The sequence below is a fragment of the Ruminococcus champanellensis 18P13 = JCM 17042 genome, from assembly GCF_000210095.1.
GTDB classification, from domain to species: Bacteria; Bacillota; Clostridia; order Oscillospirales; family Ruminococcaceae; genus Ruminococcus_F; species Ruminococcus_F champanellensis.
In genome coordinates, this window is sequence record NC_021039.1 from 1424566 (window position 1) to 1450477 (window position 25912).

At 55.6% G+C, this 25912-nt stretch carries 25 protein-coding genes and 2 riboswitches; of the genes, 20 read left to right on the top strand and 5 right to left on the bottom strand.

Going from position 1 to position 25912, the window contains the following annotated elements:
- The first annotated feature begins 7 nt into the window (after window positions 1–7).
- From rnc to RUM_RS06360, 19 genes are all read left to right on the top strand, one after another.
- A complete protein-coding gene (gene rnc / locus RUM_RS06270; RefSeq protein WP_041326651.1) occupies window positions 8–688 on the top strand; it encodes a ribonuclease III in 681 nt (226 codons plus the stop codon).
- Entirely contained in the window at window positions 678–1712 is a 1035-nt protein-coding gene (locus RUM_RS06275) for an elongator complex protein 3 (RefSeq protein ID WP_015558329.1), read from the top strand. The genes rnc and RUM_RS06275 overlap by 11 nt, the downstream gene beginning before the upstream one ends.
- Complete coding sequence (gene smc / locus RUM_RS06280) at window positions 1703–5269, top strand: chromosome segregation protein SMC (protein ID WP_015558330.1); 3567 nt, start codon at window positions 1703–1705, stop codon at window positions 5267–5269. Before RUM_RS06275 ends, smc begins: the two co-directional genes overlap by 10 nt.
- A gap of 12 nt (window positions 5270–5281) precedes the next feature.
- The gene (ftsY, locus tag RUM_RS06285; protein ID WP_015558331.1) at window positions 5282–6241 is read left to right on the top strand and encodes a signal recognition particle-docking protein FtsY; all 960 of its coding nucleotides are present in this window, start codon (window positions 5282–5284) and stop codon (window positions 6239–6241) included.
- Entirely contained in the window at window positions 6213–6812 is a 600-nt protein-coding gene (locus tag RUM_RS06290; RefSeq protein ID WP_015558332.1) for an XTP/dITP diphosphatase, read from the top strand. Before ftsY ends, RUM_RS06290 begins: the two co-directional genes overlap by 29 nt.
- Window positions 6806–7096: a ribosome assembly RNA-binding protein YhbY gene (gene yhbY, locus RUM_RS06295; RefSeq protein WP_015558333.1), complete on the top strand. Its 291-nt coding sequence runs from the start codon at window positions 6806–6808 to the stop codon at window positions 7094–7096. Before RUM_RS06290 ends, yhbY begins: the two co-directional genes overlap by 7 nt.
- Window positions 7093–7713, top strand: coding sequence for a nicotinate (nicotinamide) nucleotide adenylyltransferase (gene nadD / locus RUM_RS13105; protein WP_015558334.1), 621 nt, complete (start codon window positions 7093–7095; stop codon window positions 7711–7713). The genes yhbY and nadD overlap by 4 nt, the downstream gene beginning before the upstream one ends.
- Window positions 7714–7722: 9 nt before the next feature.
- Complete coding sequence (yqeK, locus tag RUM_RS13110; protein ID WP_041326304.1) at window positions 7723–8319, top strand: bis(5'-nucleosyl)-tetraphosphatase (symmetrical) YqeK; 597 nt, start codon at window positions 7723–7725, stop codon at window positions 8317–8319.
- Between the two features lie 61 nt (window positions 8320–8380).
- A complete protein-coding gene (locus RUM_RS06310) occupies window positions 8381–9583 on the top strand; it encodes an LCP family protein (protein ID WP_049775518.1) in 1203 nt (400 codons plus the stop codon).
- 15 nt (window positions 9584–9598) lie between these two features.
- A complete protein-coding gene (rsfS, locus tag RUM_RS06315; RefSeq protein ID WP_015558336.1) occupies window positions 9599–9958 on the top strand; it encodes a ribosome silencing factor in 360 nt (119 codons plus the stop codon).
- Between the two features lie 19 nt (window positions 9959–9977).
- Complete coding sequence (locus RUM_RS06320) at window positions 9978–10307, top strand: hypothetical protein (protein WP_015558337.1); 330 nt, start codon at window positions 9978–9980, stop codon at window positions 10305–10307.
- 75 nt (window positions 10308–10382) lie between these two features.
- Complete coding sequence (gene leuS, locus RUM_RS06325) at window positions 10383–12791, top strand: leucine--tRNA ligase (protein WP_015558338.1); 2409 nt, start codon at window positions 10383–10385, stop codon at window positions 12789–12791.
- A 156-nt stretch (window positions 12792–12947) separates the two neighbouring features.
- A complete protein-coding gene (rpsU, locus tag RUM_RS06330; RefSeq protein WP_022357767.1) occupies window positions 12948–13121 on the top strand; it encodes a 30S ribosomal protein S21 in 174 nt (57 codons plus the stop codon).
- Between the two features lie 122 nt (window positions 13122–13243).
- The gene (locus RUM_RS06335; protein WP_015558339.1) at window positions 13244–13720 is read left to right on the top strand and encodes a YqeG family HAD IIIA-type phosphatase; all 477 of its coding nucleotides are present in this window, start codon (window positions 13244–13246) and stop codon (window positions 13718–13720) included.
- A gap of 10 nt (window positions 13721–13730) precedes the next feature.
- Entirely contained in the window at window positions 13731–14177 is a 447-nt protein-coding gene (gene aroQ, locus RUM_RS06340; RefSeq protein ID WP_015558340.1) for a type II 3-dehydroquinate dehydratase, read from the top strand.
- A gap of 77 nt (window positions 14178–14254) precedes the next feature.
- Window positions 14255–14812 (top strand): elongation factor P, encoded by a 558-nt coding sequence (gene efp, locus RUM_RS06345; RefSeq protein ID WP_015558341.1) that lies wholly within the window; start codon window positions 14255–14257, stop codon window positions 14810–14812.
- Between the two features lie 44 nt (window positions 14813–14856).
- Window positions 14857–15297, top strand: coding sequence for a CD1247 N-terminal domain-containing protein (locus tag RUM_RS06350; RefSeq protein ID WP_015558342.1), 441 nt, complete (start codon window positions 14857–14859; stop codon window positions 15295–15297).
- A gap of 21 nt (window positions 15298–15318) precedes the next feature.
- A riboswitch (FMN riboswitch) is annotated at window positions 15319–15448 on the top strand.
- Window positions 15449–15517: 69 nt separating this feature from the next.
- On the top strand, window positions 15518–16189 hold the full coding sequence (locus RUM_RS06355; RefSeq protein WP_015558343.1) for an ECF transporter S component: 672 nt from the start codon (window positions 15518–15520) through the stop codon (window positions 16187–16189).
- Window positions 16190–16291: 102 nt separating this feature from the next.
- Window positions 16292–17497, top strand: a complete 1206-nt coding sequence (locus RUM_RS06360; RefSeq protein ID WP_015558344.1) for a glycoside hydrolase family 10-like protein — start codon at window positions 16292–16294, stop codon at window positions 17495–17497.
- Here the strand turns inward: RUM_RS06360 and metK are convergent.
- Window positions 17478–18653 (bottom strand): methionine adenosyltransferase, encoded by a 1176-nt coding sequence (gene metK / locus RUM_RS06365; RefSeq protein WP_015558345.1) that lies wholly within the window; start codon window positions 18651–18653, stop codon window positions 17478–17480. The genes RUM_RS06360 and metK overlap by 20 nt on opposite strands.
- Before the next feature lie 66 nt (window positions 18654–18719).
- Window positions 18720–18825: riboswitch (SAM riboswitch) on the bottom strand.
- 58 nt (window positions 18826–18883) lie between these two features.
- On the opposite strand from metK, the gene spoIID reads away from it, so the two are divergent.
- Complete coding sequence (spoIID, locus tag RUM_RS06370; protein ID WP_015558346.1) at window positions 18884–19900, top strand: stage II sporulation protein D; 1017 nt, start codon at window positions 18884–18886, stop codon at window positions 19898–19900.
- Between the two features lie 38 nt (window positions 19901–19938).
- Here spoIID and RUM_RS06375 read toward each other — a convergent pair whose 3' ends face one another.
- From RUM_RS06375 to RUM_RS06390, 4 genes are read right to left on the bottom strand one after another with little or no spacing between them, the layout of a single operon-like run.
- Complete coding sequence (locus tag RUM_RS06375; protein ID WP_015558347.1) at window positions 19939–21078, bottom strand: glycoside hydrolase family 5 protein; 1140 nt, start codon at window positions 21076–21078, stop codon at window positions 19939–19941.
- Between the two features lie 18 nt (window positions 21079–21096).
- Complete coding sequence (locus RUM_RS06380) at window positions 21097–23619, bottom strand: AMP-binding protein (RefSeq protein ID WP_015558348.1); 2523 nt, start codon at window positions 23617–23619, stop codon at window positions 21097–21099.
- Window positions 23620–23634: 15 nt separating this feature from the next.
- Window positions 23635–25299: an AMP-binding protein gene (locus RUM_RS06385; RefSeq protein WP_015558349.1), complete on the bottom strand. Its 1665-nt coding sequence runs from the start codon at window positions 25297–25299 to the stop codon at window positions 23635–23637.
- Window positions 25300–25328: 29 nt separating this feature from the next.
- Complete coding sequence (locus RUM_RS06390; RefSeq protein ID WP_015558350.1) at window positions 25329–25877, bottom strand: XRE family transcriptional regulator; 549 nt, start codon at window positions 25875–25877, stop codon at window positions 25329–25331.
- Between the last annotated feature and the right edge of the window lie 35 nt (window positions 25878–25912).

Consider the following 25912-nt stretch of genomic DNA (forward strand, 5'->3'; position numbering starts at 1 on the left):
CCTGAGTTTGGAAGAATTTGAACAGATCATCGGCTACACCTTCCACGATAAGCAGCTGCTGCAGGAGGCGCTGTCCCATTCTTCCTACGCCAACGAAAAGAAGAAGCTGCGCCACAGCAATGAGCGGCTGGAGTTTCTGGGGGACAGTGTGCTGTCCATTGTGGTATCCCAGTACCTGTTCAAGCATTTTACCCATCTGCCGGAGGGGGAACTGACCAAGATCCGGGCAAGCCTGGTTTGTGAAAAATCCCTGCATGTGTTCGCACAGAAGATCCGGCTGGGGGATGCGATCCTGCTGGGCAAGGGGGAGGAAAACACCGGGGGCAGAACCCGTCCCTCCATTCTGGCGGATGCCTTTGAGGCGGTCATCGCCGCCATTTTCCTGGATGGCGGACTGGAGGCGGCAACTCCCTATGTGCTGGGCTTTATCCCGGAGGATATCGACAGCCGCCGGACAGCAGCCTTTTCAGATTACAAGACAGTGCTGCAGGAAATCGTCCAGCAGAATCCGGAGGAGAAGGTGGAGTATATGCTGGTCAAGCAGACCGGCCCGGATCACAACAAGGCATTCGTGGTGAATGTATGCCTGAACTCCAACGTGATCGGCTCCGGCACCGGCAGGAGCAAAAAGGAAGCCGAACAGATGGCGGCAAAGGAAGCGCTGGCTCTGATGGGCTATGAAGCATAAAAACCTGGCGATTTTCATTCCCCACCTGGGCTGCCCCCATCGGTGCAGCTTCTGCGACCAGCACTGCATCAGCGGCAGCGTCCATGCTCCTTCCCCGGAGGAGGTGACCGCCCTTTGCCGGGATACCTTGCCTTCCATGGGGGATCCGGCGCATACCCAAATCGCCTTTTTCGGCGGCAGCTTTACCGCTTTGCCCAGAGATTACATGCTGGGACTGCTGGAAGCGGTACAGCCCTTTTTACGGGATGGGCTTGCAGGGGGTATCCGGCTCTCCACTCGGCCGGATTACATGGACAGGGAAACGGCGGCGCTGCTGGCGTCCTACGGGGTGACAGCTGTGGAGCTTGGAGCACAGAGCCTGTGGGATCCGGTACTGGAAGTGAACGAACGGGGGCATACCGCCCGGGATGTGTACCGGGCTGCCGCATGCGTCCGGGCACAGGACATGGAACTGGGCTTACAGATGATGACCGGGCTGTATGGCAGTACCCCGGAAACGGATCTTGCCACCGGCAGAGGGTGCATTGCCATGAAACCGGACACCATGCGGATCTACCCCACAGTGGTGCTGCCCGGCACCAGACTTGCCCGGTTGTATGCGGATGGGGCATATCCCATGCTGCCCCTTTCGGACATGATCGACCTGTGCGCCAGGCTGCTGGAGGAATGCGCCGCCGCCGGGATCCGGGTGATCCGCTGTGGGCTCCATGCCCAGGACGGGGTATCGGAAAACCGGATCGCCGGGTATTACCACCCAGCCTTCCGGGAGCTTTGCGAAAGCCGCAGACTGCTGCGCCGGATGCAGGCACAGATCGGCACGCCGGAGCCGGGGCGCATTTATGCGTTTCGGGTGCATCCTGCGGCACTGAGCCGGAGCATCGGCCATAAGGGCTGTAACCGGGCGTGGTTTGCACAGCAGGGGGCAGTGCTGCGGCTGATACAGGATCCGGCATGCGGCATGGAGGAATGCATATGGGAACCGGGCGCATCTGTCCATAGAAAGGAAACACTTGCATGTACTTGAAATCACTTGAGCTTCAGGGGTTTAAATCCTTCCCTGATAAAATCAAGCTGAGCTTTGACAAAGGATTGACTGCTGTAGTGGGACCGAACGGCAGCGGAAAAAGTAACATCGGCGACGCCGTGCGCTGGGTGCTGGGGGAGCAATCCACCAAGACCCTCCGGGGCAACAAGATGGAGGACGTTATTTTTTCCGGTACTGAGGCTCGAAAGCCTGTCGGTTTTGCGGCGGTGACCCTGACCATTGACAATGAACAGGGGGAGCTGGCGTCGGAGGATCGGGAAGTCAGCGTGACCCGGCGGCTGTTTCGCAGCGGGGAAAGCGAATACCAGATCAACGGCAAGAATGTACGGCTCAAGGACATCAACGAGCTGTTCATGGATACGGGTCTGGGCAGGGACGGTTACTCCATCATCGGACAGGGCCGCATTGCGGAGATCGTAGGCGCCAAGAGCAATGAGCGCCGGGATATCTTCGAGGAGGCTGCCGGTATTTCCAAATTTCGCTATAAAAAGCAGGAGGCGGAGCGGCGGCTTCATGCAGCCCAGGAAAATCTGGTGCGGCTGACGGATATTGTGTCGGAGCTGGAGGGCAGAGTGGAGCCTTTGCGGATCCAGTCCGGCAAGGCGGAAAAATTCCTGGAGCTTGCCCAGCAGCGCAAGAGCCTGGAGATCTCCGTATGGGTGAACCGGCTGGATACCCTCCGGGAGAAGCTGGACGCCTTGTCAGAGGAGGCCCTGGTGGCAGCGGCGGAATATGAAAATCTGCAAAACGATATTGACCGGGAGGAAGCCAAGATTGCAGAGGGCTACACCCGGATGCAGGAAAGCGCCATGGGGGTGGAACGGCTCCGGGGACAGATCCTGGAGATCGAACAGAACAGCGCCGCTGTAAAGGCGGATATTGCAGTCAGCGAAAATGATATTCAGCACAGCCGGGCGCAGATTGCCCAGGCGGAGGAAAGCCATGCGGCAGAGCAGCTTTCCCGAACAGAGCTGACAGAGCGCATCCAGGCACAGCAGCAGCGGATCGCACAGCTGGAGCAGGACGCAAAGGACTTTGCGGCACAGATCCAGGAGGCACAGCAGGCATTTGCAGCCCAGGAGCAGGAGGCAGCTGCCGCCGGCAAGGCATATGACGAAGCAGGCAGTGCGGTGAATGCCCTGTATCTGGAGCAGAGCCAGCATCGCTTTACCCAGCAGGCCGCCCGGGAGCAGATCACCCAGCTGAAGCAGACTCTGGAGGGGGGCGAGGATACCGCCGCCCGGCAGGCAGAGCAGTCCGCAGCCTATGAAACCGCCCTGGAGCAGCTTTCCAGGCAACTGGAGCAGGCGCAGAACCGGATCCGGGAACAGGAAAACCGGTTGGGGGGCTATCAGCGGCTGTACGACAGCAAGATGCAGAAGCTCGCCCAGCAGCGGAAGGATTGGGAGGCTGCTACCCTGCGGCTGCGGGAAAAGCAGCAGCGCAGACGGCTGTTGCAGGATCTGGAAAACAGCATGGAGGGCTTTGGACGGAGCATCAAGGAGATTCTTCGTGCCGGGAAAAGCGGCAGGATCAGCGGCATTCACGGCAGTGTGGCACAGCTGGTCAGCGTGAAGCCGGAATACGGGGTGGCCATCGAAACCGCACTGGGTGCTGCCATGCAGAATATCATTGTGGAAAACGAGGACATTGCCAAGCGTTGCATCCGCTATCTGAAGGAGCAGCGTGCCGGCAGAGCCACCTTCCTGCCCTTGACCTCCGTCCGGGGAAATCTGCTGCACGAGCCGAATCTATCCAGTATGGAGGGATTTGTGGCACTGGCGGCGGAATTGGCTGCCTGTGACGCAAAATACGAGGGAATATTCCGTTCCCTGCTGGGACGGATCGCCATTGCGGAAGACATTGACTGTGCCACGGTCATCGCCAAACGGTTTGGCTATAAGTTCCGGATCGTGACCCTGGACGGACAGGTCATCAATGCAGGAGGCTCCTTTACCGGTGGCTCCGCCGCCCATTCCAGCGGGGTGATCACCCGGAAAAATGAGCTGGATACCCTGGGGACGGAGATCGAAGCCCTGACCGCAGAGCAGGAGGGTCAGAGGGCTGCCGGGGAGCGGTTGAAGGCGGAAACCGATAAGCTGCGGTTCGATCTGGACAGCACCCGGGATGCGCTGTCCCAGGCACAGACGGAGGTTATCCGGCTGACGGCGGATCGTACTGCCAAGCAGGCACTGGCGGAATCCGCCCGACAGCAGGCTGCCACCCAGCAGGAACGGGTGGAGCAGGCAAAGCAGAGTCTTGCTCGACAGGAACAGCTGCTGGCGGAAGCCACCCGGGCATTGGAGCAGGTGGATCAGAGCATTGCCCGGCAGGAACAGGCACTTTCTGCCCAACAGGATCTGCGCAGCGGCTTGCAGCAGGCAAGGGAGGCACTTTCCGCACAGCTTGCCAAGCTGAAGCTGGGGCAGATGGAATGCGTGAAGGATCAGGAGTCCGCCCGCCGGGAGCTGGAGAATATGCAGCAGTCGGCGGAGCAGTCCGAGAGCCGGGCAGCTCAGTTGCATGCAATGCTGAAAGAAGCGGAGCAGTTGATTGTCCAGAAGGAGCAGGCGATTGCCCACAGCCGGGAAACCCTGTCCCGGATGCAGGCAGAAACGGAAGCATGCAGACAGGAGATCACCCGGCTCCAGGGGCAGCATGACAGCCAGCAGCAGTACATCAATCAGCTGCGGGAGGGAATGCGTGCCATCAACGAAGCCAAGGAAAAGCGTGCCGGAGAGGCGATGCGGATTGATGAGCGGAAGATCACAGCCCAGAAGGATTACGACAGTCTCATCATGCAGCTGCTGGAAACCTATGAGCTGACCCGTTCGGAGGCGGAGCAACTGGCGGAGCCTTTGGAGGATCTGCAAAAGGCGCAGCAGACCCTGGCACAGATCAAGGGAAGGATCAAGGCACTGGGCAATGTGAACGTGGGCGCCATTGAGGAGTACCGGGAGGTATCCGAACGGTACACCTTCCTGTCCGCACAGGTGGCGGATGTGACCGGCTCCAAGCGGGAACTGGAAAAGCTGATCGAATCCCTGACGGAGGACATGTGCCGGATCTTTGCGGAAAGCTTTGTGCGGATCAACGACAATTTCAAGGCTATTTTCAAGGAGCTGTTCGGAGGCGGCCATGCGGAGCTGATTCTGACAGACCCGGAGCATGTACTGGAATCCGGCATCGAGATCAGCGTGGCGCCTCCCGGCAAGGTCATCAAGAATCTGATTTCCCTGTCCGGCGGCGAGCAGTCCTTTGTGGCAATCTGTATTTATTTTGCGATTTTGAAGCTGCGTCCGGCGCCCTTCTGTATTCTGGATGAGATTGATGCAGCGCTGGATGAAGCAAATGTGCGCAAGTATGCGCAGTATCTGCACCGGTTCACGGAGCATACCCAGTTTGTTCTGGTCACGCACCGCCGCAGTGCCATGGAGGAAGCCAATGTGCTGTACGGCGTGACTATGCAGGCAGACGGCGTTTCCAGGCTCTTGAAGCTGGAACAGCCGGATCTGGACACCACGACACAGGCGTAAGGAGGTACACATATGGGATTATTCAGTAAAATCAAAGAGGGACTGCGGAAAACCAAGGAATCCATGATCAGCGGCATGCAGCGGGTGGTCAATTCCTTTACCAAGATCGATGAGGATCTGTTTGAACAGCTGGAGGAAACCATGATCATGAGCGACATGGGGGTGGAAACCTCTGTGGAGATTTGTGAAAAGCTGCGCAAGCGGGTCAAGGAGCGGGGCGTGACGGATCCGGGAAAGATCATGGAGCTGATCCAGGAGATCATTTCCGAAATGATGGGAGAGGATGTGGCACTGGATCTGTCTACCACGCCCTCCATCATTCTGGTGATCGGGGTCAATGGCGCCGGCAAAACCACCACCATCGGCAAGCTGTGCCATCAGTACAAACAGCAGGGCAAAAAGGTGCTGGTGGCAGCAGCGGATACCTTCCGGGCGGCTGCCATTGATCAGCTGGAGGTCTGGACCCAGCGTGCCGGGGTGGATCTGGTGAAGCATGCGGAGGGCTCCGACCCGGCGGCAGTGGTGTTTGACGCTGTGACTGCTGCAAAGGCGAGAAAAACGGATGTACTGATCTGCGATACCGCAGGTCGGCTGCACAATAAAAAGAATCTGATGGAGGAGCTGCGGAAGATCAACCGGATCATCAGTCAGCAGGCGGAGGGCTGCGCCGTGGAAACCCTGCTGGTGCTGGATGCCACCACCGGGCAGAATGCGGTCAACCAGGCACGGCTGTTTAACGAGGTGGCGGACATTACCGGCATCGTGCTGACCAAGCTGGACGGCACCGCAAAGGGTGGTATTGTGATTTCCATCAAGAATGAGCTGGGCATTCCGGTGAAGCTCATCGGTGTGGGAGAGCAGATCGACGATTTGCAGCCCTTTGACAGCCGCAGCTTTGTAACTGCATTGTTTGAACGGACGGACAAGGGAGAGGAGCAGGCAAATGAAGCAGATCATACTGGCGACGAATAATCAGAACAAGCTGCGGGAGATCTCCCAGATGCTGCGTCCCCTGGGCATTGAGGTACTGTCCCAGTCCCAGGCAGGAGTACAGCTGGATGTGGAGGAGACCGGCACCACCTTTGCAGAGAATGCGGAGCTGAAGGCACGGGCATTTTATGAAAAGACCGGGAAGCCGGTGCTGGCGGATGACAGCGGTCTGGCGGTGGATGCACTGAACGGGGCGCCGGGGGTGTATTCCCATCGGTACGCCGGGGAGCATGCCACGGACGCAGACCGCTGTGCAAAGCTGTTGCAGGAGCTTTCCGGTGTGCCGGAGCAGCAGCGCACTGCCCGGTTTCTGTGCGCCATGTGCTATATTGACGCAACGGGCGATGCCCACAGCTTTCTTGGCAAGGTAGAGGGTATCATCGGCATGGTGCCGGAGGGGGAGAATGGCTTTGGCTATGACCCGGTATTCCGGTACCAGGGCAAGAGCTTTGCGGTACTGACGGCGGAGGAGAAGAATGCAGTCAGTCACCGGGCGGATGCCCTCCGGCAGGTGTATGGGTATTTGGAACAGGAAAGGGGTACAGTATGCTGACAAGCAAACAGCGTGCCGTTCTGCGGGGAATGGCAAACAGTATGGACACGATTTTTCAGGTGGGCAAGGGGGGCATCAGCGACACCCTGGTGGCACAGACTGACGATGCCCTTCGTGCCCGGGAGCTGATTAAGCTACGGGTGCTGGAAAATTCCGGCTACACCGCCCGGGAGGCTGCGGAGCAGCTGGCAGAGCAGACCGGTTCTGATGTGGTACAGGTCATCGGCAGCCGGTTCGTGCTGTACCGGCGCAATCCGAAAAAGCCGGTCATTGATCTGAAATGAGCCGCATTGCCCTGTTTGGCGGCAGCTTCAATCCCATCCACAACGGACACCTGCATCTGGCACAGACGGTTCACCAGCAGTGCGGACTGGATCGGATGCTGCTGATGCCTTCCGGCACGGCGCCTCATAAATCCTCTGATGCCTATGCCCCTGCTGCCGACCGGCTTGCCATGTGCCGGCTGGCAGCGGAGCCTTATCCCTGGCTGGAGGTCAGCGATTATGAGCTGACCAAACCGGGCAAAAGCTATACGGTGGAGACCTTGCGGTATTTGCACAGCCGTTTCCCGGAGGATGCCCTGTTCCTGCTGACCGGCAGCGATATGCTGCTGAGCTTCGACAGCTGGTACTGTTGGCAGGAGATCCTGACCCTTGCAGGATTGCTCTGCGTATCCCGGGGCACGGAACCGGAGGATGTACTGCGCCAGAAGGCGGCGGAGCTTTCCTCCTATGGACAGGTCACAGTGGTGCATGCCAAGCCGCTTCCCATGTCTTCGTCACAAATCCGTCACAAAATTGAGCTTTGCCGAAAATTTTCTTGCTATTTGCCGGAAAACGTAGTACAATATATAATGTTGCACGGACTGTACGGTGTGTGCAACGGTGAGAGCATTGTTTGAGGTGATCGCTTGTATCATTTTGATGAAAACAGGGCGTTCCTGAAGGCACGCCTTTCTAAAAAACGGTATACTCATTCGCTGAACGTTGCCCATGAGGCACAGCGCCTGGCAGAGCTTTACGGAGAGGATCCGGAAAAAGCCTATTTTGCCGGGCTGATGCATGATGTGTGTAAGGAACTGCCTGCGGAGGAACAGGAGGAACTGGTTCGGGCAAGCAGCTTCGCAGTTTCCAAGGAGGAGCTTGTCACCAAGCCCGTGTGGCATGGCATTGCCGGTGCGTACTTTCTTCAGGTGCGCATGGGAGTGACGGATCCGGATGTGCTGAATGCTGTCCGGTATCACACAGTGGGCAGAGCCGGCATGACCCGGCTGGAGGAGATCGTGTACCTGGCGGATCTGATCTCCGAGGATCGTACCTATGATGGCGTGGAGCAGATGCGGCAACTTTGTCTGACCAGCATCAACGCCGCCATGCTGGAGGGGATACGGTTCTCCATTGAAACCACACTGAAAAAGGGCGGATATCTGCCTCCGGTTACAGTGGAGGCTTACAATCAGTATATTTTCTGTGAGAAGCAGGAGAAGCATCACAAGACGAAGACGTGACGGGCAGTTGCAAAGCAAGGGAAAGGAGAGCAGATCTGCGCAGCGGATCTGAAATAGAAACATGGCAAAAAGGACACAGAAGCGCTCCGGTGGGGGCAAGATGGAATACAGAAGCCGCCGACGCAAAAGAATGACCATCGGAGAAAAGCTGGGAGCCGTGGGTGCAGTGATCGGCGCTCTGGTGATCATCATCTGTATGGTGCTGTATATTCCCTTTATCAAGGTAGATGGGGAACAGATTTCCCTGATGCAGATGTTCAAGGATTCCAAGCCTCTGGAGAGTATGGAGGGGGAGCTTTCTTCCAAGACTTCCTCTTATGAAGTGCGCAGTGAGGTGGACAGCACCCTGGACGACGGCTTGGATCTGGATCAGCTGGTAGAAGGACAGTTCACCATTTTGTTCTGCGGCTTTGACGAGGGCAGATCCAATACGGACGTGAATATGCTGGCAGTGTGCGACATCGCCGCCAATACCATCAACATTTTGCAGATTCCCCGGGACAGCTATGTGCCGGATTATACCTCCTTTAAGGCTGGGAAATTCAACAGCGTGTACTCCATGGGGGACAGCTCCAAGTCCAAGATCCAGCGGACAGTGGACTGCGTGGAGGAAACCTTCGGGATCCCGGTGGATCGTTATGTGACCACCGGCTGTTCGGATATTGTAGACATTGTGGATCTGATGGGGGGCGTGGAAGTGGATATGCCCTATACCATTCAGTATGAAGCGGACAAGATCATCAATGCAGGCCCCCAGGTGCTTAGCGGACAGAAGGCGGAGTGGCTGGTGCGGTATCGGCATGGCTACAACGAAGGGGATATCGGTCGTATGCAGGCGCAGCGGATCTTTATGGCTGCCATGATGAACAAGGTATGCGAGACCGGTACTCTGACCATGATGGGCTATATGAAGAAGATCTATGACAACCAGTGGATCGGTACGGATCTGAGCATCGATGAAATGAGCAAGCTGTCCGATTTTGCCATTGCGGTGGGCATGGAAAACATCAGCATGTATATGCTGCCGGGAGAGGGCTACAACTATACCCCCCCAGGGTACAAAAAGCCCTATTCCGTTTATACCATCCACAAGTCGGTGACTGAAGAACTGCTCAATGAGCATTTCCGCCCCTATCTGAAGAAGGAATACGATCTGCCGATCACGGAGCTTGTCAAGGAAGGCAGCTACAAGACCTCGGCTTATGATAACAACAATACCAATCTGGAGGATGTTCACAACGGGGATACCTTCGGAGGTAAATAACAAGGGAGGATGTCTATGACAGCAAAAGAAAAGCTGGAAGTGATCGTGCGTGCACTGGATATGAAGCGTGGTGAAAATATACAGGTTCTGGAGATCTCGGATCTGACCATTCTGGCGGATTATTTTGTGATCGTCAACGGAACCAGCAATACCCATGTAAAGACCCTGGCGGATGAAGCGGAGTTCAAGCTCAGCGAAAAAGGCGTGGAGCCGCTCCGGACGGAGGGCTACCAGAGTGCCTCCTGGATCATTCTGGACTATGGGGACATTGTAGTGCATGTATTTATGAAGGATGCCCGCAGTCTGTATCAGCTGGAGAACCTATGGGCGGACGGTACAGCAGTGGATATCACATCCTATCTGACCAAGGAATAAGGCAACGGGAGGGGTTCCTATGCAAACCAGTGGAAAGGCCATTAGCCTTGTTGCCGCCTGCTATATGATCGCAAAACAGGTGCTGAACGGGCTGCTGGGCGGCTTTGACGTAGGCATGCTGGTGGTGACGGTGGCATTTGCCGTGTGCCTGTTGTACGGGGTACGGTATATGAACTATGTGACTGGCGTATGGCTGGCGGCGGTGGCAATCTACTACCTGCCGGGCAATCTGAAGGGGCTGTCCAACGGAACGCTTTTGTATCTGCTGGAGGGCGTGGTGGATTTGTTCTTTGCGTTTCTGCTGCTGTGGCACAGAGGCGTGCGGCAGCGGTTTACTATGCGGCATTGAGCAAAATATGATAGCAGGCACGGCTGAACAGGTCTGTCTGATGATAGAATCATTTTCAGAAAGAGTGGAGCAAGTATGAGTAAATACGATTTTACGGCGATTGAAAAGAAGTGGCAGAAATACTGGGAGGAGCATCATACCTTTGCAGCCGGCACGGACTATTCCAAGCCCAAGTTCTACGCACTGGTAGAGTTCCCGTATCCCTCCGGACAGGGTCTGCACATCGGGCATCCCCGTCCCTATACGGCAATGGATATCGTATCCAGAAAGCGGCGGCTGGAGGGCTACAACGTGCTGTTCCCTATGGGTTGGGATGCATTCGGTTTGCCCACCGAGAACTATGCCATCAAGAACAAGATCCACCCTGCCATTGTCACCAAGAACAACATTGCCCACTTCAAGGCGCAGCTCCAGTCCCTGGGTTTGTCCTTTGATTGGGATCGGGAGATCAATACCACGGATCCGGAGTATTTCAAGTGGACCCAGTGGATTTTTTTGCAGATGTTCAAGAAGGGTCTTGCATACAAGAAGGAAATGTCTGTAAACTGGTGCACCTCCTGCAAGGTGGTGCTGGCCAACGAGGAAGTGGTCGGCGGTGTATGTGAGCGCTGCGGCGGTGAGGTCATTCACAAGGTCAAGTCCCAGTGGATGCTGAAGATTACCGAGTATGCACAGCGCCTGCTGGATGACCTGGCAGAGGTCAACTACCTGGATAAGATCAAGGCCACCCAGATCAACTGGATTGGTCGCTCCACCGGCGCAGAGGTGGATTTCACCACCACCACCGGGGAGACACTGACAGTGTATACCACCCGGCCGGACACGCTGTTCGGCGCAACCTATATGGTTATTTCTCCGGAGCATCCCTACATTGAAAAGTGGGCGGATAAGCTGTCCAATATGGAGGAAATCCGGGCGTACCAGGAAAAGGCGGCAAGAAAGTCCGATTTTGAGCGGACGGAAATGGCAAAGGATAAGACCGGCGTAGAGCTGAAGGGCATCCGTGCCATCAATCCGGTAAACGGCAGAGAGATTCCCATCTTTATCTCCGATTATGTACTGATGACCTATGGTACCGGTGCCATTATGGCGGTTCCGGCGCACGATACCCGTGACTATGACTTTGCAAAGGTGTTCCACCTTCCCATCATTGAAGTGGTTGCAGGGGGCGATATCGAAAAGGAGGCGTTCACCGACTGTGCCACCGGCAAAATGGTGAACAGCGGCTTCCTGGATGGGCTTTCTGTGGAGGAGGCCAAGGTCAAGATCAAGGAATGGCTGAAGGAAAACGGCAAGGGTCACGAAAAGGTCAACTACAAGCTCCGTGACTGGGTATTCTCCCGGCAGAGATACTGGGGTGAGCCCATCCCGATTGTATACTGTGAAAAGTGCGGTTATGTGCCCCTGCCGGAGTCTGAGCTGCCGCTGACTCTGCCGGAGGTGGATAGCTATATGCCCACTGACAACGGGGAAAGCCCGCTGTCCACCCTGGACAGCTTCATCAACACGACCTGCCCCCACTGCGGCGGCCCAGCAAAGCGGGAAACGGACACCATGCCCCAGTGGGCTGGTTCCTCCTGGTACTATCTGCGTTACTGCGATCCCAAGAATAAGGAGTGCCTGGCATCCAAGGAGGCGTTGGACTACTGGATGCCGGTGGATTGGTACAACGGCGGTATGGAGCATACCACCCTGCATCTGCTGTACTCCCGGTTCTGGCACAAGTTCCTGTACGATATCGGCGCAGTGAGCCAGAAGGAGCCCTACATGCGCCGCACCTCCCACGGTATGATCCTGGGGGAGGACGGACAGAAGATGTCCAAGTCCCGGGGCAATGTCATCAACCCGGATGAGGTAGTTGCACAGTATGGCGCCGATACCCTGCGCCTGTACGAGATGTTCATCGGGGACTTTGAAAAGACCGCTCCCTGGAGTCCTTCCAGCATTCGTGGCTGCAAGCGGTTCCTGGATCGTGTATGGGCATTGCAGGATATGCTCACCGACGGAGAGGAATACCGTCCGGAGACCCGTGCCCTGATGCACAAGACCATCAAGAAGGTTTCTGAGGATATCGAAAATCTGAAGTTCAATACGGCGATTGCCTCCATGATGGCGCTCATCAACGAGATCTACGCACTTGGCTCCATCAACCGGGCAGAGCTGCGGACATTGCTGCTGCTGCTGAATCCCTTTGCACCCCATATGACTGAGGAAATGTATGAGGTTCAGAATCTGGGCGGTGTGCTGAATGAGCAGAAGTGGCCCACCTTTGATCCGGCACTGTGCGTGGATGAAATGGTAGAGCTGGTGGTACAGATCAACGGGAAGGTACGCTCCAAATTGCAGGTTCCGGTGGACAGTGCGCAGGCGGATGTGCTGGAAAAAGCCAAGGCGGAGCCGAAGATCCAGGACGCTTTGCAGGGCAAGCAAATCGTCAAGGAGATATATGTACAAAATAAGCTCGTGAATTTTGTAGCAAAATAACAAATTTGCATTTTGGTCAGATTTCTGCTTGACAAGCAGGAAAGATTGTGATAAAATATAATACGTATTATAAATGGCTTGGGATGCTGACTTAGCCGCCCATCCGGGCAGCTGGGATAGATAGCCTCTGTCTTTGGGACAAAGGGAGGGAGTATAGTGGCAGAAATTCGTGTCGGCAAGAATGAATCCTTGGACACTGCACTGAAAAGATTTAAGAGATCCTGTGCAAAGGATGGCGTGATTGCAGAGGTTCGTAAAAGAGAACACTACGAAAAGCCTTCGGTAAAGCGTAAGAAGAAGTCCGAAGCAGCTCGTAAGCGCAAGTTCTAATTACAGCGATCAGTAAAGGCGGACTTTTTGACAAAGTCCGCCTTTCTTTTTCCAGGCAGCACCCCACGGAGCTTGTGTCGTGCTGCTCCAAGACCATGACCAACCCCACAGGAGGAGTATCAATGTTTCATGCTACAGTCGCATTGCGCAGCGTGTTGCAGATCCAACCGGGTCTGCTGCGGCAATATGGGATCCGGGGCCTGATGCTGGATCTGGACAATACACTGACTACCCACGACAATCCTGCACCGGCAGAGGGCGTATTGAGCTGGATCGGTTTGATGCGGCAGGCGGGGATCGCCATGATGATCGTCTCCAACAACCGGCCCCATCGGGTGCAGCCCTTCGCTACGGCACTGGGATTGCCCTTTGTGGCGGAGGGGGCAAAGCCCCTGCCCAGAGGCTTCCGGCTGGCGCAGAAGCGCATGCAGTTGCCTTTTTCCCAACTGGCAGTGGTAGGCGATCAGATCTTTACGGACATTCTGGGCGCAAACCTGTGCGGAGTCAAGTCCATTTATGTGCGCCCCATTCAGTATGAAAACAAGGGCTTTTTGCGGGTGAAGCGCTGGCTGGAACGGCCGTTCTTGCCAAAGGTATAAGGAGGAGCATATGCGTATTCTGGTGATCCACGGGCCGAATCTGAACCTGCTTGGGGAGCGGGAGCCGGGCATCTACGGCAAGAACGACCTTGCCCATGTGAACGGCGCCATCTTGACCCGGGCGAAGGAGCTGGGGGTGGAATGCGAAGTGTTCCAGTCCAACCATGAGGGAGAGATTCTGGTTCGTCTCCACGAAGCACGGCATGCCTTTGACGGGGTGGTGCTGAACGCCGGGGCGTATACCCACTACAGCTATGCAATCCGGGACGCCATTGCTGCCATCCGGATTCCCTGTGTAGAGGTACACATCAGCAACGTTCACGCCCGGGAGGAATTCCGGCACACCTCCGTGATCGCTCCTGCATGCCTGGGTGTGGTATGCGGCTTTGGGGGCGACAGCTACCTGCTGGCGCTGGAGGGGCTGGTGCGGCATTGCGCCGGACAAAAAACTTTGTGAAAACCCCTTGTCAAACGGGAAGAAATGTTGTATAATAAGGCTATATTTGTGTAACATCTTTTTTGGAGGTTTAATGTATGATTTCAGCTGGCGATTTTAGAAACGGTATCACCTTTGAGCTGGACGGCCAGGTGGTTCAGGTTATCGAATTTCAGCATGTAAAGCCTGGTAAGGGCGCTGCTTTTGTTCGTACCAAGTATAAGAATGTCATTACCGGCAGTGTGGTTGAGCGTTCCTTCAACCCTTCCGATAAGTATCCCACTGCGTTCATTGAAAGAAAGGATATGGAATTCAGCTACAGCGATGGGGATTTGTATTATTTTATGGACACAGAGACCTACGAGATGCTGCCCATCAACAAGGATATGCTGGGTGCGTCCTTTAAGTTTGTCAAGGAGAACATGCCTGTAAAGGTTCTGTCCTACAAGGGCAACGTATTCGGCATTGAGCCCCCCAACTTTGTAGAGTTGCAGGTTACCCAGACTGATCCGGGCTTCAAGGGCAATACTGCCACCAACGCACTGAAGCCTGCAACACTGGAAACCGGTGCAGAGATCAAGGTTCCGCTGTTTATCAACGAAGGCGATATGATCCGTGTAGATACCCGTACCGGCGAGTACATGGAGCGCGCATAAATCCACCCGACGATTCACGCTGACGAGGGAAAGGAGTCTTAAACATGAAGCTGACCGAGAAAATGTCTTATTTGCAGGGCCTGTTGGACGGTCTGGAAGTGGACACTTCCACCAAGGAGGGCAAGGCACTGGTGCAGATGTCCGATGTGATGCAGGAAATGGTAATGTATGTAGAGGATCTGCAGGCACAGGTGGATGAACTCACTGAGCTGTGCGATATTCTGGATGCAGACCTGGGCGATGTGGAAGAAGAAGTGTTTGATCTGGATGACGATTGCTGCTGCGAGGATGACGACTGCGATTTCGACGATGAGGACGAAATGTATGAGGTTTGCTGTCCCAGCTGCGGAGACACCATCCTGCTCAACGACAGCATTCTGGAGGAAGGCTCCATGGAATGTCCCAACTGCGGCGAAACACTGGAGTTTGACTACGACGATCTGGTGATCGAGGACGCAGAGGATCCTGAGGACACAGACGAGTAAACGCTCCGAAAACTGAATAGAAGAACGTTTCAGGGCGAGGTGCAATTCCTCACCGGTGGTGATGCGGCATGCTGCAAAGTCCACGAGCCGAAAGGCTGAATCGGTGCAAATCCGATACCGACGGTTATAGTCCGGATGAGAGAAACAAAACGCAAAAATGCGTTTTTTCGCCCATACTGCAATGGTATGGGCGTTTTTCATTGGTAAAGGAGTTTTGAATATGGAACACACAACCCACAGCACACGCACAAGGGCAAAATTGGACGTCAAGCAGTTGGTGGTATTGGCACTGCTTTCTGCCATGGCGTTTATCTCTCTGTTTTTGGTGGATATTCCGGTATACGGATTTTTGTCCTATGAGCCCAAGGATATTTTCATCACCCTGGGAGGCTTCCTCTACGGCCCTATGGCAACCGTGTTTATGTCCGTGGTAATTTCCTTTTTGGAATTTGTCACCATAAGCACCACCGGTCCCATCGGGCTTCTGATGAACATCATTTCTACGGTAGCTTTTGCTGCCCCCGCTGCTGTCATTTACCGGCGGCATCGCACCATGTCTATGGCGCTCCTGAGTCTGTTCAGCGGCACGGTGCTGATGACGGGAGTTATGCTCCTATGGAACTATCTGGTGACCCCCCTGTATATGGGCACACCCAGAGATGTGGTGGCGTCCATGCTTCTGCCTGTGTTCCTGCCCTTTAATCTGGCGAAGGCAGGGCTGAACGGTGCGCTGACCCTGCTGCTGTATAAACCCTTTGTGACCATGCTGCGGATGCTGCACTTCGCTGAACCCAGCGTACAGCCCACTGGTTCCCGCCGGGTGAGCGTATTTTCCATTCTGGTGGCAGCCTTCCTGCTGATCACCTGTGTGGCATTCATTGTTGTACACTAAGGCAACGTTGCACATAGTTTGACTGATGGCTTCGCACGGTATTGTCTGAACCACATAAACCAGAACCCCTCCGCATATATTGATGGCGGAGGGGTTCTTTTTATGAAACAGTATATTTGCCTGTTGGCAGTATTTTTGATGGGATGCACCCCCGGAACCGGCAGAATCACTCCCGGCATGGGCATGCGTCTGGAGCTTCAGGAGCAGACGGCAGAGCAGCTGCATCTTCCTGTGCAGCAGTCCGGATCTCCGGTGGTTGCGGCATGGCTGACGGCGGTTTCTCTGTCGGACATGCTCAAGGGGGCTACGGAAGCGGCATATCGTGCCGCTGTACACCAGGAGCTGACCTGGCTATGTGAGAATGGTTTTACGGATGTGTTCGTGCAGGTGCGCAGCAATGGAGACGCCTATTACCGATCCCGGGTGTATCCCAGGGCTGCATCCTGGAGCCAGGATTTTGACCCGTTGCAGGTGTTCCTGGAGGAAAATCGGCAGGTGGGCTTGCAGGTGCATGCCTGGATCAATCCCTACCGGTGTCAGACCGCCGGGCAGATGCTGAAGATTCCGGATACATATCCCACCCGTATGTGGGCACAGGAACAGGCAGAACCCATTGTACAGGTGTCCGGCAGATGGTATCTGAACCCGGCAGATGCGCATGCTCAGGCACTGATCTGTACGGGGGCACAGGAGCTTCTGGACGGGTATGACATTGCCGGGCTGCACATTGACGACTACTTTTACCCCACCACGGAGCCGGAGATGGACGCCGCTGCCTTTGCTGCATCCCGGTCGGAGGATCTGACAGCATGGCGTACAGAGCAGGTAAACACGCTTGTAGCCGCTCTGTATGCCCAAGCCCATGCAGCAGACAGGATCTTCAGCATCAGCCCCCGGGGAGATCCCGCAGCCAGTGCACAGCTACTGTATGCAGACCCGGAGACCTGGTGCAGCCTGTCGGGCTACTGTGACTGGATCCTGCCGCAGCTATACTATGGCTTTGACAATGAGACCTGCGGTTTTGCGGAGATGCTTGCCCTTTGGCAGGGGATGGTGCAAACCGATGGGGTGCGGCTGATCCCCGGCATCTGTACCTATAAGGTGGGACAGGCAGACGATTGGGCAGGCACCGGCAGAATGGAATGGGTCACAGAGCAGGAGATCCCGGCACGGCAGGCTGCTGCAGTGCTGGAGGCAGGGCTGAACGGGGTGGCAGTATACAGCAGCGCCTCCACCCGGGAACTGGATGCTCCGGAGATGGAGGCGCTGAAACAACAGCTATGCAGGTTTACGCAAGTGCCGCCTTGAGGGCGTCCACCATGTCAGTGCGCTCCCAGGCAACCTGTAAGTCCTCACGACCCATATGGCCATATGCAGCCAGTTGACGGTACTGGGGCTTCTTCAGCTTCAGCTTGCGGATGATAGCAGCGGGTCGCAGGTCAAACACCTTGTCCACAGCCTTTGCAATGGCGCTTTCGTCCGCCTTGCCGGTGCCGAAGGTGTCCACCAGAATGGAAACCGGCTTTGCCACGCCGATGGCGTAAGCCAGCTGCACCTCGCACTTGTCTGCCAGTCCGGCAGCGACAATGTTCTTGGCAATGTACCGTGCTGCGTATGCGGCGGAGCGGTCAACCTTTGTGGGATCCTTGCCGCTGAAAGCGCCGCCCCCGTGCCGGGAATAGCCCCCGTAGGTGTCCACGATGATTTTTCTGCCGGTCAGACCGCTGTCCCCCTGGGGGCCGCCGATGACGAACCGACCAGTGGGGTTGATGTAGAACTTGGTGTCAGCGTCCATCAGTTCCGCCGGGATTACCGGCTTGATTACATATTCCAGAATATCCTCCCGGATCTGTTCCAGGGGGATCTCCGGGGCATGCTGGGAAGAAACCACAATGGCGTCCAGCCGAGCCGGTTTGCCGTCATCGTATTCCACGGTCACCTGGGTCTTGCCGTCCGGCCGCAGATACCGGAGGGTGCCGTCCTTCCGGACAGCGGTCAGTTGCATGGCAAGCCGATGGGCCAGGGAAATGGGCATGGGCATCAGCTCCTTGGTTTCGTTGCAGGCGTAGCCAAACATAATTCCCTGGTCGCCGGCACCGTTTCCCGCGTCTGCATCCTCACCCTCCTTGGACTCCAGCGCCTCGTTGACACCCATGGCAATGTCGCAGGACTGCTCGTCCATGGATGTGAGAATGGAGCAGGTATGACCGTCAAAGCCGTACTTTGCCCGATCGTAGCCAATGTCTACGATCACCTCCCGGGCGATCCGGGGGATGTCAATGTCCGCCTTGGTGCTGATCTCGCCCATGCACAAGACCATACCGGTGGTGCAGCAGGTTTCACAAGCCACTCTGCCCTCCGGATCCTGTTCCAGGATCGCATCCAGAATGGCATCGGAGATCTGGTCACAGATCTTGTCCGGATGTCCCTCAGTGACAGATTCGGACGTAAAAAATTTTTTCATGTTTGCATTCCTCCATACAATAAAAAGAGCGCTCAACATGAGCGCTTGTGAGTTCTGTATTCACAAACCTCATCTCTCGGATGCTGTGCATCCGCAGGAATTAGCACCTTTCTCGAAAACGAGCGGTTGCCGGGCGTCACAGGACCAGTTCCTCAGCCTCTCTTGATAAGGGTATAAATTCATTATAGCACAGGATTCGACATCTGTCAAGTAGAAAGGAAGGGTCATTCATGCGTATTCTTACGATCGTTGCTGCCTTTGCAGCCTGCTTCACGCTGCTGCCTGCCGCTGTGCTGCTGACGGGCAGGGAAGCGTCGGCGGAATCCACCCCCAGGCAGCCGGATTCCTCTGAAGCATCCGGCACCGAGCCCATACAGCCCACAGCATCTCTGGAGGATTATAGGGTGCTGGATATTACCACCGGCTCCGTGGAAGCCGTGTCCGTCCGGGACTATGTGATCGGCGCTGTATGCGCTGAAATGCCTGCCACCTTTGAGCCGGAGGCGCTGAAGGCCCAGGCGGTTGCCGCCCATACCTATGCGGAACGGCAGCGCAGGAGTGAGGCGCAGTCCCCAACGGCAGAACTATCCGGGGCGGATTTCTCCAACGACAGCCGCCACTACCAGGCGTTCTATACCCTGGATCAGATCAAGGGTTTTTACGGAGACAGCTTTGATGTGTACTACCCCAAGGTGGAGGCGGCGGTGGATGCGGTACTGGAGGAGATCCTCTGTTATCAGGATGCCCCCATCATTGCGGCGTTCCACTCCCTTTCCACCGGGGTCACGGAGGATGCCGCCCAGGTCTGGGGCAGCGCCATACCCTATCTGGTGCCGGTGGACAGTCCGGCGGATTGTGATGCGCCCAAGTACCGGGAGGAGGTGACGCTGACGGCGGATGTGGTAAAGGAAAAGCTGCTGACGGCGGTGCCGGAGCTGAAATTGTCCGACCAGCCCGGGGATTGGTTCGGCGAAGCGAAACGGACGGATTTCGGCACAGTCTGCACCATGCAGGTGGGGGATCAGTCCCTGGGAGGGCAGACCCTTCGTGGGGCATTCGGTCTGCGCTCGGCGGCATTTACCCTGTTCCTGGAGGGGGACAGCTTTACCTTTGTGACCAAGGGCTACGGGCACTGCGTAGGGATGAGTCAGTACGGCGCCAACGCCATGGCGGCGGAGGGCAGCAGCTATGCGGACATCCTTGCCCATTACTATCCGGGCACGGAGCTGAAAGATTGCCGGGCATAAAAAAAGCAGACGATGCAATATCGTCTGCTTTGCCTGTTTTATTTGTTTTCCAGACCCTTCATCAAAGCGTCTACGATCTCGGGATACTCCCACTTCATAGCGGTACGGTTATACAAGCCGAATGCCTCACCGGAATTGAAGGCGTTGTTGTCCCACCAGATGCAGGGGATGCCCACCTTGGATGCTGCGGAGGTGTAGGCGGTTGCCCACTCACAGCGATCCTCTGTATTGTACTTGTTCCGGGCACCGAACTCGCCGATGATGACGGCGTGTCCCTTTTGCAGGAAGTATTGGTTCAGCGTCTGCATCAGGGTTTCGATCTGAGCAGCGTCCCCGACCGGGTCGTAATCAAAGGTGCCCTTGGCGTTCAGGGCGAAATTATAGGGGGTATATGCGTGGATGGAAACGATGACCTTATCGTCCTCCGGAATCACAAATTCGCTGAGTACATCCGTTGTGGTTGCAGCCGCATAAGTGGGGATCATGACGCAGCGCTTGGGATTGTTGCCGCCGCTGTTCCGGATGGTATCCACAAAGGCAGCGTTTAGCTGGTTGATCACATCCCGTGCCTCCGGGTTGCCGCCGCTCCATTCGCTGGGGGTATCCACCATGCGAGGTTCGTTCATACCCTCAAAGATCAGATGCTCGTCATAGCCCTCAAACCGGGCAGCAATCTGCTTCCAGATGGCAACCAGCTCCGCCTTGGCAGGCTCCAGATTGTCATAGGAGGGGAAGTGCCAGTCCTCATGGTGCAGGTTGATGATACAGTACAGGTCGTTGTTGATGACGTAATTCACAACCTCCTGCACCCGGTTGAGCCACTCCTCGTTGATCTTGTAATCCGGTGCGTCTCCCAGATGCCCTGTCCAGGTTACGGGAACCCGGATCACATTAAAGCCCTTTTCCTTTACCGCCTTGATCATATCCTCGGTGGTCTTGGGATTGCCCCAACTGGTCTCTGCGCTGAGGGGGTCATCCTTGGTACCGCCGGTGGCATCCAGGGTGTTGCCCAGACTCCAGCCGATCTTCAGCTCCTGTACCAACTGGGTGCCGGTCAGATCCCGCATTTCCTTGATCTTATTTTCTTCTTCCTTCTTGCCGCAGCCTGCCAGCAGACTCATGCCCATGACGCCGGTCAGGCACAGAGCCGCCAGCTTTTTTAGATGTGATTTGATCATATTTCCCCCTTATTTTCTTTACGCAGTGACAATCTTGCTTGCCTGCTGCAAATTCAGCTTTTCTACCGCTGCTTCACGCATTTTGTACTTGAGGATCTTGCCGGCTGCATTCATAGGGAACTCGGTAACGAAGTCCACATACCGGGGTACCTTGTGCTTTGCCATGTGATCCAGTACATACTGCTTGATCTCTTCCTCGCTGCTGGTTTCCCCGTCATTGAGGATGATGCATGCCATGATTTCCTCGCCGTACTGCTTGTCCGGTACGCCGATTACCTGTACATCCTTTACCTTCGGATGGGTGTAGAGAAAGTCCTCGATCTCCTTGGGGTAGATATTCTCGCCGCCCCGGATGATCATATCCTTGATTCTGCCGGTGATCTTGTAGTAGCCCTTCTTGGTGCGCCGTGCCAGGTCGCCGGTGTGGAGCCAGCCGTTTTCATCGATGGCGGCAGCAGTTGCCTCCGGCATCTTGTAGTAGCCCTTCATGATATTGTAGCCCCGGGCAACGAATTCGCCGTCCACCTCGTCCGGAAGATCCTCGTTGGTTTCCGGATCCACGATCTTGCACTCTACGCCGAAGATGGGGCCGCCCACGGTGTTGACACGATCCTCAATGGAGTCGGTGGTCTTACTCATGGTAGTTGCCGGGGAAGCCTCGGTCTGCCCGTAGGTAATGCAGATCTCGTCCATGTGCATCTTCTCGATCACATCCTGCATGGTCTTGATGGGGCAGGGGGAACCTGCCATAATGCCGGTACGCATGTGGGAGAAGTCGGTCTTTTCAAAGTCCGGATGCCCCAGCATAGCGATGAACATGGTGGGCACTCCGTGGAATGCGGTGATCTTCTCCTTGTTGATGCAGGCAAGTCCCTTTCTGGGTGAGAATGCAGTGATGGGAGACATGGTGGTGCCGTGGGTGACGGATGCGGTCATTGCCAGAACCATGCCGAAGCAGTGGAACATGGGCACCTGGATCATCATCCGGTCTGCGGTGGACAGATCCATGCAGTCGCCGATGGCCTTGCCGTTGTTGACCACGTTGTAGTGGGTCAGCATAACGCCCTTGGGGAAGCCGGTGGTACCGGAGGTATACTGCATGTTGCACACATCGTTTTTGTCGATGGTGCGGCGGCGTGCCTCCACCTCGCTATAGGGAACCTGCTCTGCCAGCTTGATTGCCTCATCCCAGGTGTAGCAGCCCGGCTGCCTGGAGTCGGTGGTGATGATATTCTTCAGGAAGGGGAACTTCTTGGATTCCAGCTTGCCTGGCTCACAGGTTGCAAGCTCCGGACAAAGCTCCTTCATGATGCCCACGTAGTCAGAATCCTTGTAGCCGTCGATCATGACCAGGGTGTGGGTATCGGACTGCCGCAGCAGATATTCTGCCTCGTGGATCTTATATGCGGTATTAACGGTAACCAGTACGGCGCCGATCTTGGTGGTTGCCCAGAAGGTAATGTACCATGCAGGTACATTGGTTGCCCAGATGGCGACGTGATCCCCCTTGCGTACACCCATGGCGATCAAAGCCCGGGCAAAGGTGTCCACATCGCTGCGGAATTCCGGATAGGTTCTGGTGTAATCCAGCTCCGTGTAGCGGAACGCATACTGGGTGGGGAATTCCTCGCACACACGATCCAGCACATCCGGGAAGGTGTAGTCAATGAGCCGCTCCTTGGGCCAGATATACTTGCCGGTTTTCCGGTTGTTGTCCTGGAGCGGGTGCTTATGCTTTCTGCGGAAGGGACGCATAAATTCTGCATACTGGGGGAATACCACGCCGGCATCCAGCAGATTGGGCATCCACAGCTTGACCCATTCCAGGGATACATAGCCGGTGTACTGGATGGACTGGAGGGCTTCGATCATCTTCTGGATGGGCAGATCGCCTTCGCCCATCATCTTGTAGACCACCTTGCCGTTTTCCATCACACTGTCCTTGATGTGGACGTACTTGATCAGTTCTCCAAGGTTTGCAACTGTCTGCTCCGGGGATTCACCGGCAAACCGATAGGGGTGATGCATATCCCACAAAGCAGCGATCTTGTGGCTGTTTACGCTGTCCAGCAGTGCTCTGAGTCGGTGGGTATCGCTGTAAACACCGTTGGTTTCCACCAACAGGGTCACATCATACTGCGCTGCAATGGGCGCCAGCTTCTTGAGCTGCTCTGCTACATAGGCGTCATCCACTTCTCCGTTGGGTGCAGCCTCCAGATCCGCCAGAACCCGGATATAGGGGGCGTTGATCTGCTGCGCCAGCTTGCAGTATTCGGTCAGTTCCGCAATGGTTTCTGCTTCCTTTTCCTTGAACTTCAGGCAGCAGCCGGAGGAAAGGCAGGGGATCTCAATGTTCAGTGCCTTCAGCTTTGCCATGGTTTTGGGACGGTTTGCCTCAGTAAAGGGCATTGCCTTGTAAGCGGCAAAGTCATCGCCCATGCCCCGGATCTCGATGCCGTCAAAGCCAAGATCCTTTGCCATGGAGTAAATATCCACCCAGGAATAATCCGGACAGGCGATTGTTGAAAAACTGATCTTCATAACGAAAGTCTCTCCTTATTTTTGATGATCCTTCTGACGGATCTGGGCACGCTTGATCTTGCCGCCCAGGGTCTTGGGGAGTTCATCTACATATTCAATGATACGGGGGTATTTGTAGGGGGCTGTTACATGCTTTACATGATTCTGCAGTTCCTTGGTCAGCTCCTGGCTGGCAGTATAGCCCTTTGCCAGGACGATGGTTGCCTTTACTACCTGTCCACGGATGGGGTCCGGTGCGGCAGTGATGGCGCATTCTACAACAGCCGGATGCTCGATCAGCGCACTTTCAACCTCAAAGGGTCCGATCCGGTAGCCGGAGCACTTGATGACATCATCGTTTCTGCCGACGAACCAGTAGTAGCCGTTGGAATCACGCCAAGCCATGTCGCCGGTGTTGTAATTCTTGCCGCCCAGAACCTTTTCTGTCAGCTCCGGGTTCTTGTAATAGCCGGTGAACAGGCCTACCGGGAAGGATTTGTCGATATCACAGATGGAAATGGTGCCTTCCTCGCCGTCGTCACACAGGTTACCTTCACTGTCCAGCAGCTGAATGTTGAACAGGGGGGAGGGCTTGCCGGTGGAGCCGGGCTTGGGGTCGATCCACTTGAAGTTTGCAATCAGAACCGGGCCTTCTGTCTGCCCGAAGCCTTCCCGCATCTTCAGACCGGTCAGATCGTAGATCTTGCGGAATACCTCCGGATTCAGAGGCTCTCCAGCATTGCAGAAGTTTTCAATGCTGGACAGGTCAAACTTGGACATATCCTCCTGTAGCATGAATCGGTACATGGTGGGCGGTGCGCAGAAGGTGGTGATCCGGTACTTGCTGATCTTCTCCAGCAGCTTCAGGGGGATAAACTTGTCCATATCGTAGCAGAAGATGACTGCACCGCAGATCCACTGACCGTAGATCTTGCCCCAGCCGAACTTTGCCCAGCCGGAGTCGGATACGCTCATATGCAGCTTGTTTTCCTGCACCTGCTGCCAGTACTTCGCGGTGATGATGTGTCCCAGGGGGTGCGCAAAGTTGTGGCGAACCATCTTGGGCATGCCGGTGGTGCCGGAGGTGAAGTATACCAGCATGATATCATCCCAGCGGGTGGCAGCCTCCCCGGTGGGGCGCTCAAAGGTATCCGGGAACTTGGCGATTTCCTCCTCCAGGTATGCCCAGCCTTCCCGCTTTTCTGCTACCATGATCTTATACTGGAGGGTGTCGATCTGGGGAAATGCTGCATTGACCTGGTTCATTACAAAGTCATCGTTGACGCAGATGATTGCCTTGACGCCGGCAGCATTGCCCCGGTATACAATGTCCTTGGTGGTCAGCTGCAGGGTGCCCGGGATCAGCGTTGCGCCGATCTTGTGCAGGGCAACCGCACAGATCCAGTACTCCCAGCGGCGGCGCAGGATCATCATCACCACATCGCCCTTTTGGATGCCCAGGCTTACAAAGTAGTTTGCCGCCTGGTTGGACAGCTTCTTGATATCGGTAAAGGTGAAGCGGCGTTCCTCATCGTGGTCATTGCACCAAACCAGTGCCAGCTTGTCCGGCTCCTGCTTTGCCCATTCATCTACGATGTCAAAGCCGAAGTTGAAGTCCTCCGGAACGTTGATCTTGAAATTTTCCTTAAAATCCTCATAGGAATCGAAGTCGATCCGCGGTAGGTATCGGTCTAGCAACATATTATATTACTTCCTCTCTTATATGTGGGTTATTCAGCGATCACGGTCAAAAATCTTGCCTTGGAGTCGCCCACGCAACGCTGACCGTGGGGGTAGGTGGGGTTAAAGTAGATGGAGTCGCCCTCGTTCAGGATGATCTCCTTGTCTTCAAACACAACGGCAACACTGCCCTTGAGCACCAGATTGAACTCTTGACCCGCATGGGTTACCAGGGAAGCAGGCGCATCGGTCGGATTCAGTGTAACCAGCAGGGGCTGCATGATCTTGTCGGTATAACGGAACGCCAGATCCTTGTAGCGGTAGCCTTCGTACCGGCTGAAGCTCATGCCATGCCCCCGGCGGACGACGTGATATGTATCCAGTCTTGCAGGAGAACCTGTGACCAGCTCTGTAAAATCGACCTTAAACATTTTGGAAATTTCGTAAATGGTGCTGATGGGGAAATTGCCTTCTGTTTCGTAGCCGATGTAGGTTTCTTCAGAAATGCCCAGCTCCTTTGCCAGCTGTGCGGTGGAATAGTCGCACACCTCCCGTAGCTCCCGGATGCGGTTTGCGATTTCACTGATTTCGCTTTGCATAGTAGTTCCTCCTTTTTGATGTCCCTTATGCGGGC

What these genes read in the sequence shown, in the direction of transcription:
- RUM_RS06275 (WP_015558329.1), top strand. Translation starts at nt 678, where the DNA reads ATGAAGCATAAAAACCTGGCGATTTTCATTCCCCACCTGGGCTGCCCC.
- smc (WP_015558330.1), top strand. Translation starts at nt 1,703, where the DNA reads ATGTACTTGAAATCACTTGAGCTTCAGGGGTTTAAATCCTTCCCTGAT.
- ftsY (WP_015558331.1), top strand. Translation starts at nt 5,282, where the DNA reads ATGGGATTATTCAGTAAAATCAAAGAGGGACTGCGGAAAACCAAGGAA.
- RUM_RS06290 (WP_015558332.1), top strand. Translation starts at nt 6,213, where the DNA reads ATGAAGCAGATCATACTGGCGACGAATAATCAGAACAAGCTGCGGGAG.
- yhbY (WP_015558333.1), top strand. Translation starts at nt 6,806, where the DNA reads ATGCTGACAAGCAAACAGCGTGCCGTTCTGCGGGGAATGGCAAACAGT.
- nadD (WP_015558334.1), top strand. Translation starts at nt 7,093, where the DNA reads ATGAGCCGCATTGCCCTGTTTGGCGGCAGCTTCAATCCCATCCACAAC.
- RUM_RS06310 (WP_049775518.1), top strand. Translation starts at nt 8,381, where the DNA reads ATGGCAAAAAGGACACAGAAGCGCTCCGGTGGGGGCAAGATGGAATAC.
- rsfS (WP_015558336.1), top strand. Translation starts at nt 9,599, where the DNA reads ATGACAGCAAAAGAAAAGCTGGAAGTGATCGTGCGTGCACTGGATATG.
- RUM_RS06320 (WP_015558337.1), top strand. Translation starts at nt 9,978, where the DNA reads ATGCAAACCAGTGGAAAGGCCATTAGCCTTGTTGCCGCCTGCTATATG.
- leuS (WP_015558338.1), top strand. Translation starts at nt 10,383, where the DNA reads ATGAGTAAATACGATTTTACGGCGATTGAAAAGAAGTGGCAGAAATAC.
- RUM_RS06335 (WP_015558339.1), top strand. Translation starts at nt 13,244, where the DNA reads ATGTTTCATGCTACAGTCGCATTGCGCAGCGTGTTGCAGATCCAACCG.
- aroQ (WP_015558340.1), top strand. Translation starts at nt 13,731, where the DNA reads ATGCGTATTCTGGTGATCCACGGGCCGAATCTGAACCTGCTTGGGGAG.
- efp (WP_015558341.1), top strand. Translation starts at nt 14,255, where the DNA reads ATGATTTCAGCTGGCGATTTTAGAAACGGTATCACCTTTGAGCTGGAC.
- RUM_RS06350 (WP_015558342.1), top strand. Translation starts at nt 14,857, where the DNA reads ATGAAGCTGACCGAGAAAATGTCTTATTTGCAGGGCCTGTTGGACGGT.
- RUM_RS06355 (WP_015558343.1), top strand. Translation starts at nt 15,518, where the DNA reads ATGGAACACACAACCCACAGCACACGCACAAGGGCAAAATTGGACGTC.
- RUM_RS06360 (WP_015558344.1), top strand. Translation starts at nt 16,292, where the DNA reads ATGAAACAGTATATTTGCCTGTTGGCAGTATTTTTGATGGGATGCACC.
- metK (WP_015558345.1), bottom strand. Translation starts at nt 18,653, where the DNA reads ATGAAAAAATTTTTTACGTCCGAATCTGTCACTGAGGGACATCCGGAC.
- spoIID (WP_015558346.1), top strand. Translation starts at nt 18,884, where the DNA reads ATGCGTATTCTTACGATCGTTGCTGCCTTTGCAGCCTGCTTCACGCTG.
- RUM_RS06375 (WP_015558347.1), bottom strand. Translation starts at nt 21,078, where the DNA reads ATGATCAAATCACATCTAAAAAAGCTGGCGGCTCTGTGCCTGACCGGC.
- RUM_RS06380 (WP_015558348.1), bottom strand. Translation starts at nt 23,619, where the DNA reads ATGAAGATCAGTTTTTCAACAATCGCCTGTCCGGATTATTCCTGGGTG.
- RUM_RS06385 (WP_015558349.1), bottom strand. Translation starts at nt 25,299, where the DNA reads ATGTTGCTAGACCGATACCTACCGCGGATCGACTTCGATTCCTATGAG.
- RUM_RS06390 (WP_015558350.1), bottom strand. Translation starts at nt 25,877, where the DNA reads ATGCAAAGCGAAATCAGTGAAATCGCAAACCGCATCCGGGAGCTACGG.